Source organism: Microbulbifer thermotolerans, from assembly GCF_001617625.1.
Taxonomy (GTDB): domain Bacteria; phylum Pseudomonadota; class Gammaproteobacteria; order Pseudomonadales; family Cellvibrionaceae; genus Microbulbifer; species Microbulbifer thermotolerans.
In genome coordinates, this window is the sequence record NZ_CP014864.1 from 222,127 (window position 1) to 234,895 (window position 12,769).

Sequence of the window (12,769 nt, forward strand, 5' to 3'; positions counted from 1 at the left end):
TTGTTAAAGGGTTTGGGTGATTACATGCGCGTAGGAAGCGGCCGGACAAGATTCAGGGAATTTAGAATAGGGGCGCAGAGCCCCCATTGGCCACTATGATTTTTGTAAAAATTCAAGAAACGCGCGCATATAGCGGTCAAAGGCTTCGTATTGCGGTACGTGGCCGACACCTTCCAGCTCCACTAGAGTGCCATTGGGAATGGCGTTGGCGGTTTTCTTACCCAGCTGATCATAACGCCCCAATTTGTCCTTGAGCGCTTGCGGTGCGCGGTCTCTGCCGATGGCGGTTCGATCGCGGGTTCCGATGATCAGCAAGGTGGGAGCTTTAAGATCGGGGAACTCATAAACGACCGGCTGAGTGAAGATCATATCCGTGGTCAGAGCATCTACCACGGCAATGGTTTTTGCGTCTGGACCAATGGTCCATCCCCCCTGGATATCCACCAGTGGGTTGTAGGACGGGCGCCACTTGCCGTCAAAGTAGGCGCGTGTCATATAGCGTTTGACGGCGTCCGGTGTCTGAGCCTCCTCCCGTGTTATGGATTTATCGAGAGGAAGATAGGGCACGTAGCGCTTGTAGTCCTCCAGGCCGATCGGGTTGATCATAACCAGTTTTTCCACCCGCTCTGGATACATAAGCGTAAAGCGTGTGGCGAGCATACCGCCCATGGAATGGCCGGCGACAGTCACCTTGTCGGCATCGAGCTGATCGAGTAGTGCGCGGGTGGTGTCGGCGAGGGCGTGAAAGCTGTATTGAAAGTTGAGTGGTTTGCTGGATTTGCCGAAGCCGATCTGGTCCGGCACTATGAGCCTGTAGCCCGCACTACTCAAGGCGTCGATAGTGTCCTTCCAATAGGCGCCGGAAAAATTTTTGCCGTGTAAAAGCAATACTGTGCCCTGGGCTTTTTTCCCCGCTGCTGGCGGTATGTCCATGTAGGCCATGGTGAGCGGCTGTTGTTGGGCTTGCAGATCAAACTGTTTGACGGGGTAGGGGTAAGAGTAGCCGCTCAGCATGGCATCTTGCGGTTGCACCTCGGCGATGGCGCCGGTGGCGAGCAGTGTGCTGCATATCAAAAGCAAAACCGCAGGGAGGCGCATACTTTTCTCCTTGTCTATGCGGGGTTGTGATTGTCGAATTTGGTAGTGGATCCCAAGAGCGCGCGCTCTTCACTCGGAAGCGGCAGTGAAGGCAGGTCGCTTACCGCCTGCATCAAGCCTTCTTTGTAGCGTTCGGCGGCCTCATCAGTTTCGCCCAGGGCGTATAGCAGTCGCGCCAGTTCCGCGGAAGTGGCGGGTTCTGATCTGAGCAATAGGCTTTTTTCAAAGTATTGCCGAGCCTTGCCCCAGAGTTCATTGCGGAGACACAGGCGGCCGATACAGGTGAGCAGGTCGGCGTTTTCGCCGTATTCCTTGAGCCATCCGTCGGCAACAGTGAGTTGGGTACTGGCATCGGCACCGGTCAGGCAGCCGTACAAGCGGGCCAGCTCCGGTTGCCATTCGCGGTTGAGCAGCCAGCGCAGGTGCTTTTCCGCTTCTACGTCTTCGCCAACCTGATGAAGTAATCTGGCGTAAAGGCCGCGCAGTTCCATATTGCGCTGCCAGCGGCCGCTGAGGCTTTGCCACAGTTCGCGCAATTTGGTTTTGTCGCGGCGATCGACGGCATCTGTAAGCAGGTGTTGGTAAACCTCAAGTTCTAACTGTTGCAGCTCTTCCTCGCGCATATTGGCGTGTTTTTCAAGCTGGGGCAGCAGCTCCCGCAGACTGTTCCAGTCGCCCAGACGGTAGTAAGCCTGTTTGAGTAGTTGCAGCAGTGCCGGGTGTTTGGGCTCCACCTGCTTCGCGCGCTCGAGACTGGCAATGCACTGTTCGTAGTGTTTGTCCAACAGTTGCATGCGCGCTTGGCTGAGAGCGACGGCGAGCCGGGTATCTTCTCCGCTGGCTTCGGCCCGGGCCAGCAGCTCGTTTGCCTCGTCGCGATAACCGAGCTCGAAGGCACTGCGTGCGGCGGCCAGATAATTGATCAACGGGGCCTCGGAGCGTGGGGCGCTTTTAAGTAGCTGGCGCCGCGCACGGGCCCAGTTGCCTTCCATAAATTCCACCAAACCATTGGTGAGGCGTCGGCGCGCCACTCGCTGGCGGCCAAAGCGGATACGGCTGACGCTACCGCCGACTGCGCGCAGCAGGCTGCGCGCGAGCCACAGGACGACGAAGAGAGCGAGCACACCCAACATTAGTGCGATGATGGCGACCCAAAGGTTCAACTCTATACGCTTGTCGATACCGCCACCAATGGCAATCAGCAGATAGCCGGGATAGGTACGGATTGCCTCCACGAGGAAGGCACCGAACAACAGCAGTGCGAGAGCGGCGAACAGGAAACGTTTCACTGGCTGTCGCCTCCCGGCACGTCAGTGCTCTGAGAGGTGGTTTTGTGTAACCGTTCGATATAGTCGTGCAGTGCCCGTTGCGAAGCGGCAAGGCTCGGTAGGTCGGCCTTGATGGTCACTTGGCTGAGTTGCCGCAGCTCCTCCATCAGGGCATCCCGCCGCTTACCGGGAACAGCGTATTCCAACAGCAACTGTCGGTTGCGATTGAGGGAGTCCCGATACACATTGGTGTCTTCGCGTAGCAGGGCCAGTTCGGCTTGCTCCATATTGAGACGCAGGCTCTGGCGGAAGCGCGCTTCACTTTGCGGGGAAAGCAATACCGGGTCTATATTGCCATCGCGGATACGCACCGATTCATGCAGGAATTGTGTGAAGCTATCCCAGCCGCGCTGCAAAGGGGATGAATCCGCGTCGCTTTCGACCTGGGTATCAACGGTGCCCTGGGTGGTGATGTCAAATTCCGGCTGGATATTGACTCTGATCAGCTGATCTTCCAAGGCGCGTAGTTGTGCATAGAGCCCCTCGCGATCGATGTTCTCCACCAGTTTCAATGCCGTGATGTCATTGGCCAGCTGTTGGCGTACGCCGTAGAGGTCCGGCTGATCGAGCCGGCGGAGGATTTTGTCCACTTCTTCCAGCAGTCCGAGAGCGGCGCGGCTGTCGCGTTCCAGCAGCAGCCGTTGGTTGGCCAGGCGCAGCAGATAGTCGGCTTCGGCCAGTTGCCAGTCGCTGCGGTTGACATTGCCCAATTCGCTGAGGCGATTGGCCTGGGAGGTCATTTCCCGTTGTAGGGCCGCCAGTTGCTGTTGCAGCAGCGCGATGGTGCGACTCTGTTGTTGTACCTGGTTGCGCAAGGCGCTTTCGGCTTGACGCTGTTCCTGCGCGGCGGTATCAGCGTCTCTAGAGGGAGCCGGTGCTTCCGGTGCCTGTGCACCGGAGGGTGGCTGCGGTGTTGCCGGCTGCCGGGGTTGTCCGGCGGGTTGCGGGGCCTGGACACTTTCTGTAGGAGAGGCGGAATCTTGCGTCAAAGGGGTGAGGCGGAGGTAGCTGCTTACGTGGCTCCGCAGTTGTGGCCAGCTGAGCCAGCCCCAGGCGCCGAGGCCGCCGATGGCGGCGAACACAAACAGCCACAGCCAGCCCTTTCCGCCCTTGGCCCGCCTTTTTCCTTTGCGGTCTCCTGTTTGCGTGGATTTTTCCTGCGCGGCTTTGGCGAAGTTACTTTTTTTCTCCCCTTCAGGTGGGGTGGATGCCTGAGCGGTGTCTTTAGATGTTTCGTCAGTCATAGGCGTGGCTGGCGCGGAAGATGGAAAATGTCGTCAGATTATAGCGAGTGCAGGCACGCTTGATACGAAGTCTGGCGTGCTTTTGAAATATTTTGTCTGCGGTTTGTAGCGAAATCGCCTCAGTCATTCGCAAGTAACGCTTGCAGTGCCGCCAGCATGGCGGCGTCGCCGGCATTGCGCGCGGCGGTGGCACGCTGAAAGCCAAGTTCGCCGGCCAGGCCGGCGACGCGGACACTAGGGCAGACCACGGGAACCTCAAACAATGCGGGGCGGGTTGCCTGCTGTATACAGTGCGCCAGGTTGGTGAGAGTTTCGCCACTGTGCACACTGATGGCATCCGGCTGCACATTGTATTGTTGCAGCTGCGGGAGGGCGTCTGCGGGCAGTACTCGTCGGTAAAGCTCACAGTAGTCGACACGCGCGCCGCGCGCGCGCAGGGTGTCTCCCATCAAGGTGCGCCCGCCGCTGCCGCGAAAGATCAAAACCCGCTGGCCGGTCACATTTTGCAGTGAAGGCAGGGATAACAGGGCCTCGCTGTCCATGGTATCGGGTATAGATTCACTAGTGACGCACTCAATGCCGCGGCTGCGCAAAGCGCTCGTGGTTGCAGCACCTATGGCGTAGTAGCGGGGGCCCTGAGGCAGTTGCGGCCAGTAGTCCTCCAGCCAGTCGCAGCCTAGCTGCACGGCGTTGCGGGATACAAAAATAGCGTGATCTACCTGATCGAAGTCGAGCACTTGCGCTTTGAGTACCTGCCACCCCGGTCCTTTCTCGATAGGCTCTATGGCGAGCATCGGAATACTGTCCACCCGCGCGCCGGCAGATTGCAGCAACGCGAGCCAGTCGCCGCACTGGTGTTCCGGGCGGGTGATCAGTATGCGCTTGCCCTGAAGTACGTTGTTCACGGGGGTCAGAGTGCTGCGAGTATCTTGTCTGCGCCGGCCGAAAGCAGTGCTTCCGCCAGGCCCTTGCCCAGCGCCTCGGCTTCGGCGGCGGCCCCGCGCCGTTCTGCGCGGATCAGGCTGCGACCGTCGGGGCTGCCAACCAGTCCGCGCAGCCACAGCTGGTCCTTTTCAAGCTCGGCGTAGCAGCCGATGGGTATCTGGCAACCGCCGTTAAGGCGTTTGACCACCGCGCGCTCCGCAGCCAGGCGGGTGGCGGTGGCCTCGCAGTGCAGTGGCTGTAGCAGTGCTTCCAGCTCCCTATCTGCGCGGCATTCGATACCTACTGCCCCCTGGCCGCCCGCTGGCAGGGATATGTCCACCGGCAGGAACTGGCGGATGCGCTCACGCATTTCCAAGCGCAGCAAGCCGGCGGAAGCGAGCACAATGGCGTCAAACTCACCAGCGTCCAGCTTGGCTAGACGAGTGTTGACGTTGCCGCGCAGGAATTTCACTTCGAGATCGGGGCGGTGTGCGAGTATCTGGCACTGTCGGCGCAGACTGGATGTACCCACAATTGCGCCTTCGGGAAGTTCGTCCAGGGATGCGTAGTTGTTGCTGACAAAGGCATCCCGCGGGTCTTCGCGCTCGCAGATCACGGGCAGGTGCAGGCCTTCGGGGAATGCCATCGGCACGTCTTTCATGGAGTGCACGGCGATGTCGGCGCGGCCCTCGAGCATGGCTACTTCCAGTTCCTTTACGAACAGTCCCTTGCCCCCCACTTTCGTCAGGGGGATATCCAGCAACTTGTCGCCGCGGCTGGTGAGTGGCAGCAATTCAATGTGCAATTCGGGATGTTGCTGCTGCAGGCGTTCTTTCACATAGTTGGCCTGCCAGAGTGCTAGCGCGCTCTCGCGGGTGGCGATGCGGATACGGTCAATGGACATGCGGTTTGTTCACTCGGGAAATGGGTGGGGCATTCTATCAGAGTGGGCCGGCTGGCGGCGCGCCATTCATGAGCGGGCGCGCAACCAGTCTTCCAGAATGATGCGCGCGGCGATGGAGTCGACAGGATCGCGCGCATAGTTGCCTTTGTGGCCGCGCTCGAAGGCTTCCTGTTTGGCGGCGCGGGTGGACAGCCGTTCATCGACATAGTCCACCGGCAGGCCGGTTCGCCCGTGCAGCCGCTGCCCAAATTTGCGCGCGCGGTTGCCAAACTCACTCTCGCTGCCATCCATATTCAACGGCAAGCCTACCAGTAATCTTTGTGGCTGCCATTCTCGGATCAGTTTTTGCACCGCCTCCCAGTCGGGCGTGCCGTCTTTCGCTGCCAGCGGTTGCAATTCGCGGGCGCTACCCGTCAAGCTCTGGCCGAAGGCGACACCGATAGAGCGGGTGCCGAAGTCAAAGGCGAGAGCGGTTATGGGCTTGTTGGTGTTCACTTATGCGTGTCCTGCCTGGGAGCCGAGACCGCTCATATCGATACCGTGGCGTGCGGCAGCCGTCTGCCAGCGTTTCTGCCAAGGCGTGGCGAAGAGGATTTCTGGCTCGGCCGGCAGCGTCAGCCAAGCGTTTTGAGCCAACTCTCCCTCAAGTTGACCCGGTCCCCAACCCGCATAGCCCAGGGCCAAGAGTATGTCGTCGGGGCCGCGGCCGGCGGCGAGAGATTCGAGGATGTCCTTAGAGGCGGTGAGGCTGATGTCATCACTGACCTCCAGGGTTGAGTCAAATGTCACTCCAGCGCCGTGCAACACGAAACCTTGCTCCGGGGACAAGGGGCCGCCCAGCAGCACGGTTTCGTCCCCCCGCTGGCTGTTGTCGTCCAGAGATAGCTGTTCAAAAACTTCTTTCCAGGTCACCTTGCTGGGCGCGTTGATAACAATGCCCATGGCGCCCTCGTCGGTGTGTTCCACCATAAAGGTGATGGTCTGTTTGAATCGCGGGTCCTGCATGCCGGGCATGGCCAGCAGGAACTGGCCGCGCAGGCTGCCGGACGTCAGGTCGCTGTCGATATTGGTGTTATGCATGGTACCAGTGTAATCGTATTGCGAGCGCGAAATTGAAGTTTAGCCGCGCTTGGGGTCCCGTCCTGCGGCAGTGGAGAATCCAGTCATCTCAAAGCGCCAAGTACGGATGATTTCCAAGCGGTCCGCCTCTTTGCGGATTTCCGGTGGGAAAGGCGCGAAGGGGGCGGCCAGGCGCACGATTTGCTGGGCGGCATCATCGAGAATAGGCTCGCCAGATGACTCCAGTATCACCACTTTCTCCACCGCGCCGGTGGGAAGCAGGCGCACCATCATGCGCAGGCTGCCGGTAATCTGTTTGCGCAGTGCTTCCTCGGGGAAGTTGTCGTTGCCCACAGTTTCCACTTTTTGGCGCCAGTCGTGCAAATAGGCGGCATCGGTGGAGGCCTTGGTGGCCACTGAAGTCAGGCGGCGTACGCGGGGGCGCTGTGCGATGGTTTGGCGGATTTTGTCCAGGCGTGCCTGCAGGCTGGCGATTTCCGGATTGGTGAGCGGCAGGTCACTGGGCGAGTCGCCACGCTTTTCTTTGGAGGGCTTGTCTTCCGCGGGGAGCTCCGGTGCCTGCTGCGGGCTTTCGCCGACAGTGGTAACCAGCTGACGGCGCTGCTCCGCAGGGCGAGCGGCCTGCTGTTGCGGCAGCGGATTGACCGCGCGGATAACGGTGTCGGCGATGTCGGCGCGGCGGTTGCTGGACAGCTCTCTCGGGTCTTCCGCCGTGCCGCTGGCCTGCTGGTTATGCTGGGCCAGATAATCAGCATTCTCGGGCGTCTCCATCTCGCGGTGTTGCGCCAGTGTCACCTCCAGGGTGGGCGGTGTCTGTCTGGCTTCCGGTATGGTAAATGAGACGCCGAAGATAAGCAGCGCGTGCAAGGCGCAGGCGAGGAACAGGGCGAACGCAAAGCGATCCTGTTGAGCGGCCTGGAATTGCATGGTGTCGGCGGTGGAATTCATTGTCGCTTATTTAGTTACTGCTCAGCTTCCCGCAAAGTGGGGCGCGAGTTTACTCTTTTTTCTTTAATCGGTCTGTGATCGCGCGCATCAGCAGCCCGCCGATATCGGTACCGTAGGCAGCGTCTATTTCACGCACACAGGTGGGGCTGGTGACATTGATCTCGGTCAGATATTCGCCGATTACATCCAGGCCGACAAACAGCAGCCCTTTCTCTTTTAGCGTCGGCGCTACTTGCTCGACAATCCAGCGGTCGCGATCGGAAAGTGGGCGGGCCTCACCCCGTCCGCCAGCGGCCAGATTGCCCCGGGTTTCGCCGGCCTCGGGAATGCGTGCGAGACAGTAGGGTACCGCCTGTCCATCCACCACCAGAATGCGTTTGTCACCGTTAGTGATTTCCGGAATATAGCGCTGGCCCATAATTTGTCTGCGGCCATTATCGGTCAGCATCTCTAGAATGGTGCCGAGATTAGCTCCGTCCGGCTTGCAGTGAAAGATGCCGCTGCCCCCCATGCCGTCCAGCGGTTTAAAAATGACGTCTTTGTGACTTTTGTGAAATTCGCGCAGTCTCTGCATGTCGCGACTGACAATAAGTGGTGGGCAGCACTGAGGAAAAGTGGTGGCGAATATTTTTTCATTGCAATCGCGCAGCGCCTGTGGTTTGTTCACTACCAGTGCGCCTTCGCGCTCTGCGGCTTCAAGGATATAAGTGGAGTAGATGTATTCGTTGTCGAAGGGGGGATCGACACGCATTAACAGTACATCGATTGTTCCCAGCGGCATGTCGGCGACATCCCCGGTTTCGAACCAGCGCGCGGGATCATTGAAAACGCGCAGGGGGCGGCCGCGACCCATGGCGCGGCCGCGATCCAGATAAAGATCGCTCTGTTCGAAATAGTAGAGATCGAAACCTTCGCGCTGTGCGGCCTGCAACAGTGCCAGGGTGGTATCTTTTTTAAAATGTATCTCAGTGATGGGATCCATCACGACGCCGAGGGAATAACTCATGCCGGTATCCGTAGGGTGGAAAGTCTTTGGTGTCTAAGTTAAGAGCTGGCAGCTGTCTGTGCAACTGTTGCTACCGCTGTTTCAGTCTGGTGATAATTTGCTTTAGCAGGCGGTGGGCAGCGCCTCATGTAGATTCACATAGTCTTATGTGGTAAAAGTTTCCACCTATGTGCGGCCTCAACCCAACGAGGCGCCCAGACCCTGCTAGTGGTTGGACGAGGGGCATTCCCGACAACGCTTTCAGGCGTGCCCGAAAATAAGTAATCAGGGGATTCGATAACACTATGGAGCTCAACTGGGAAAGCCTGACGGTGATGGTGATCGACGACAGCAAGACGATTCGTCGCACCGCGGAAACTCTGTTGCAAAAAGCGGGTTGTACGGTCGTTACCGCAACAGACGGATTCGATGCGCTGGCCAAAATCGCCGACTCCCGCCCGGATATCATCTTTGTCGATATCATGATGCCACGCCTGGATGGCTATCAGACATGTGCATTGATCAAGAATAACAGTGAATTTCGCTCCACGCCGGTGGTGATGCTTTCGAGTAAGGATGGCTTATTTGACAAAGCCAAGGGGCGTGTTGTCGGCTGTGATCAGTATTTAACCAAGCCGTTCAGTAAAAGTGAGTTGCTCGGGGCTATTTCCGCGCATGCCAAGCCGCATCATGCAGCTTAAAATTTGAGTATGCACAGTGCTGTGACTTTGGCCCCAATACTGGCGTAAAATGTTTTTTTACAGCCTGTAATAGGCAAAATAAATTGAATAAGGTGCCCTTCGGGGTTTGCCGGAAAATCAATCAAGGGGGGAGCGAAAAGGGCCGCAGGCACATCGCTCACCTATAACGACAACAATTCTCGCGGTGCCCGCACGTGGCGGTATATCTGCGAGTTGCCAATAAATTGCGGGGGAATAATGGCAAGAGTATTAATCGTTGACGATTCGCCGACGGAAACACACAAACTGACCACCGTTCTGGAGAAAAACGGCCATGCTGTTATTGTGGCCACCAATGGTGAAAGTGGTGTGGAGGTGGCGCGAGCGCAGCGTCCCGACGTAATTTTGATGGATATAGTGATGCCTGGTCTGAACGGATTTCAGGCCACCCGTCAGCTGAGCAAAGACGACAGCACGGCGAATATCCCGATTATTATAGTGACTACTAAAGATCAGGATACCGATCGCGTCTGGGGAATGCGCCAGGGGGCTCGCGCCTATCTGACCAAGCCGGTGGATGAGAGCCAGTTGTTGGGCACCATCGAGGAGGTGTTGGCTTAGGCCAGCTGCAAGTCGAGTGCAGTCACATAGTCCTTATCTCGCACTGGTCGATATCGCAAAGCGCGCCAAAGCGCAGGCGGCGGGTTTGCCCGGCCGCCAAGAGGTGAAGCCTTATTGGACCGGTATCGGATTTTCTCTTTTGGGGCACCGTTTCGTCGCGTCGATGGATGACGTGACGGAATTGCTTGAAGTGCCCCAGTACACATTTGTTCCCGGTGTCCAGCCCTGGGTGCGCGGCGTAGCCAATGTGCGTGGCCGTCTTCTGCCGTTGTTTGATCTGGCGGCTTTTTTCGGCGGGCAGCTCACTAGTCAGCGCCATCGGCGAAGGGTCTTGGTGGTGGAGCAAGAAAAGGTCTATGCGGGACTGATAGTCGATGAGTTGCACGGCATGCAGCACTTGGCGTTGGAGTATGCCAAGAGTGCACCCAGCGGCCTGATGGAACCCTTCGCGCCCATGGTAAACGGCCAGTTTGTTCTGCAGCAGGACCGCTGGCTGGTTTTCGATATACAGGCACTGGTTAGCGATTTTCAGTTTATGGATGCCGCGGCTCAGTAAGACCGCGGCATTCTGTTTTCCCGCAGGGGGAGGATTCCGGGGGGCTTTCGCCGCTCCGTGATCAAGTGTCACGAGTGGATTTGAGGGCTGTTCCGGAAAAAGCGTTGGATAAACGTGGTAATAAGAAAAATTGGCCTAATGCACAGGTCCGCCAGGAGTAAATTATGAAAACAGGCTCCCAGAGTTCCTTTTCCGCGCTGCGCAGTAACCCCGCAGCGTTGTTTATGGGCCTGCTGGTGCTCGCCGCACTGGCGGGGCTGATTGTCAGTATCTACCTGGTGCAAACCCAGGGCGACCGAGACAAGCAGTATCTGCAGCAGGTTGCTGAGCTGCGGGCTCTCTCGTACCAGGTGGTGTCACACGCGCCTGCGGCTACCGCCGGTGACGAAGAAGCCTTTGCCGAGCTGGAAAAGGTGATTGGCCAGATGGCTAGCACCTGGAACCAGCTGCAGGGGGCAGACCCGGGCACCCGCCGCGCGCTGGAGTCGGAGTTGACGGAGTTCGGCCTGGTGTGGCGTCAAGTGCGGGAGCAGGCGGACACCATTATCGGCAACAAGGACTCGATCATATTCCTGAACGATGTGGCCAGCACTTTGAATGACTCTCTGCCGGAGCTGCAGGCGGAGCACAACAACATCGTGGAAATCCTGCTCGCCAACAATGCACCCGCCAACCAGGTGGAGCAGGCACAGCTGCAGGTGTGGCGGGCTGAGCGTATCGGCCGGAACATCGACAAAATGCTGCAGGGTGGCGACGACGCCGAGGCCGCCGCGGACCAGTTCAATACCGACGCCAGCCTCTTCGGTAAAGTGGTTGAGGGTATGAAGAATGGCGACGTGGTTATGGGCATCTCTCGGGTGACCGATGAGGAGGCGCGCCAGTCGCTGGAAGAAATCACCGAGCTGTTTGAGTTTGTAAGTTCCTCGGTGCGGGAAATTTTCGAAGCCACTCCGGCACTGTTTGCCACCCGGCAGGCGGCGGACGGTATTCTGGCGTCTTCACCGGAGCTACTGGAATCGCTCTCCAAACTGAACGACCGCATCGTAAGTTTGTCCGGTGAGCGCCAGCCCAACAACCAGACAATCGCGATCTTTGCCGGTATTTTCGTGATGCTGATTTTCGGCATGATGATCGTGGCCTTCTCCGGTACCCGCCGCAGCCTGCGCGAGGAATCCGAGACCAACGAGCGCAACCAGCAGGCAATTATGCAGCTGCTCGATGAGTTGGCCGACCTCGCGGATGGTGACCTCACCACTCAGGCAACAGTGACCGAGGCCTTTACCGGTGCCATCGCGGACTCTATCAACTACACCATTGACCAGCTGCGTGTGCTGGTATCTCGAATCACTACTGCGGCGCAGGAAGTGTCCACCCTGTCGCAGGAAACCCAGCAGACCGCGTTGCACCTGGCCGAGGCCTCCGAGCACCAGGCGCAGGAGATCGCCGGCGCCTCGGCGGCGGTAAACGAGATGGCGGTAACCATTGACCAGGTATCTGCCAACGCCGCGGAGTCCGCTCAGGTGGCGGAGCGCTCGGTGCAAATCGCGAGTAACGGCGCCAAGGTGGTGCAGAACACCATCAAGGGCATGGATAACATCCGCGAACAGATTCAGGACACCTCCAAGCGTATCAAGCGTCTGGGTGAATCCTCCCAGGAGATTGGCGATATCGTGAGCTTGATTAACGATATTGCCGACCAGACCAACATTCTTGCATTGAACGCGGCCATTCAGGCGAGCATGGCCGGTGAGGCGGGCCGCGGCTTCGCGGTGGTAGCGGACGAGGTACAGCGGCTGGCGGAAAGATCTGCTGCTGCGACCAAGCAGATTGAAGGCCTGGTAAAAGCTATTCAGTCCGACACCAACGAGGCGGTGATCTCGATGGAGCAAACCACCACCGAGGTGGTGCGCGGTGCCCGTCTGGCACAGGACGCGGGTGTTGCCCTGGAAGAGATCGAGAGCGTATCTACCAACTTGGCGACATTGATTCAGAACATCTCCAATGCGGCGCGCCAGCAAGCGTCGTCCGCGGGTCACATCTCGAATACGATGAACGTGATTCAGGAGATTACCTCCCAGACCTCCGCCGGTACCCAAGCTACTGCTCAATCGATTGGTAACCTGGCCAAAACTGCGCAGACACTGCGTGAATCTGTTGCCGGCTTCAAGCTGCCCAGTGAAGAGAGCGCTGAGGAGAGCGGCGATCTGTACGATGTGGAATTGCCGGAAGTCGGTAATGAAGACTTCCCGCTGCTCGATACCGAGGACAGCCAAGCCATGGAAGCCCGTGAAGACCGGGCTCTGGCCTGAGCCCCGTAACCGAGTGCTATGTCCGGTTCCACCGAGTGCAAAAAGAAGGTGGGTAAGAGGGAAATATCCCTCTTACCGGACGGAGTTCCGGG

General features: G+C 58.4%; 13 protein-coding genes. 4 read left to right on the top strand and 9 right to left on the bottom strand.

What is annotated here, in order from left to right:
* Positions 1–93: 93 nt before the first annotated feature.
* The 9 genes from A3224_RS00970 to gshB form a co-directional block, all read right to left on the bottom strand.
* A complete protein-coding gene (locus A3224_RS00970) occupies positions 94–1,098 on the bottom strand; it encodes an alpha/beta fold hydrolase (RefSeq protein ID WP_067150284.1) in 1,005 nt (334 codons plus the stop codon).
* Between the two features lie 14 nt (positions 1,099–1,112).
* Positions 1,113–2,387: a heme biosynthesis HemY N-terminal domain-containing protein gene (locus A3224_RS00975; RefSeq protein WP_067150287.1), complete on the bottom strand. Its 1,275-nt coding sequence runs from the start codon at positions 2,385–2,387 to the stop codon at positions 1,113–1,115.
* Positions 2,384–3,670 (bottom strand): uroporphyrinogen-III C-methyltransferase, encoded by a 1,287-nt coding sequence (locus A3224_RS00980; protein WP_067150290.1) that lies wholly within the window; start codon positions 3,668–3,670, stop codon positions 2,384–2,386. Before A3224_RS00980 ends, A3224_RS00975 begins: the two co-directional genes overlap by 4 nt.
* Positions 3,671–3,789: 119 nt before the next feature.
* Positions 3,790–4,575, bottom strand: coding sequence for a uroporphyrinogen-III synthase (locus tag A3224_RS00985; protein WP_067150294.1), 786 nt, complete (start codon positions 4,573–4,575; stop codon positions 3,790–3,792).
* Between the two features lie 5 nt (positions 4,576–4,580).
* Positions 4,581–5,498, bottom strand: coding sequence for a hydroxymethylbilane synthase (hemC, locus tag A3224_RS00990; protein ID WP_067150297.1), 918 nt, complete (start codon positions 5,496–5,498; stop codon positions 4,581–4,583).
* A 66-nt stretch (positions 5,499–5,564) separates the two neighbouring features.
* Complete coding sequence (ruvX, locus tag A3224_RS00995; RefSeq protein ID WP_067150300.1) at positions 5,565–5,993, bottom strand: Holliday junction resolvase RuvX; 429 nt, start codon at positions 5,991–5,993, stop codon at positions 5,565–5,567.
* On the bottom strand, positions 5,994–6,578 hold the full coding sequence (locus A3224_RS01000; RefSeq protein WP_067150302.1) for a YqgE/AlgH family protein: 585 nt from the start codon (positions 6,576–6,578) through the stop codon (positions 5,994–5,996).
* A gap of 39 nt (positions 6,579–6,617) precedes the next feature.
* Positions 6,618–7,526, bottom strand: coding sequence for an energy transducer TonB (locus A3224_RS01005; protein WP_082817340.1), 909 nt, complete (start codon positions 7,524–7,526; stop codon positions 6,618–6,620).
* Between the two features lie 49 nt (positions 7,527–7,575).
* Positions 7,576–8,532, bottom strand: coding sequence for a glutathione synthase (gshB, locus tag A3224_RS01010; RefSeq protein WP_067150305.1), 957 nt, complete (start codon positions 8,530–8,532; stop codon positions 7,576–7,578).
* Positions 8,533–8,816: 284 nt separating this feature from the next.
* Between gshB and pilG the strand changes: the two genes are divergently transcribed.
* From pilG to A3224_RS01030, 4 genes are all read left to right on the top strand, one after another.
* On the top strand, positions 8,817–9,212 hold the full coding sequence (gene pilG / locus A3224_RS01015) for a twitching motility response regulator PilG (RefSeq protein ID WP_067084389.1): 396 nt from the start codon (positions 8,817–8,819) through the stop codon (positions 9,210–9,212).
* A gap of 237 nt (positions 9,213–9,449) precedes the next feature.
* On the top strand, positions 9,450–9,812 hold the full coding sequence (gene pilH, locus A3224_RS01020; protein ID WP_067150308.1) for a twitching motility response regulator PilH: 363 nt from the start codon (positions 9,450–9,452) through the stop codon (positions 9,810–9,812).
* A 16-nt stretch (positions 9,813–9,828) separates the two neighbouring features.
* Positions 9,829–10,368, top strand: coding sequence for a chemotaxis protein CheW (locus A3224_RS01025; RefSeq protein WP_067150311.1), 540 nt, complete (start codon positions 9,829–9,831; stop codon positions 10,366–10,368).
* Positions 10,369–10,532: 164 nt separating this feature from the next.
* Positions 10,533–12,677, top strand: a complete 2,145-nt coding sequence (locus tag A3224_RS01030) for a methyl-accepting chemotaxis protein (RefSeq protein WP_067150313.1) — start codon at positions 10,533–10,535, stop codon at positions 12,675–12,677.
* Positions 12,678–12,769: the final 92 nt, after the last annotated feature.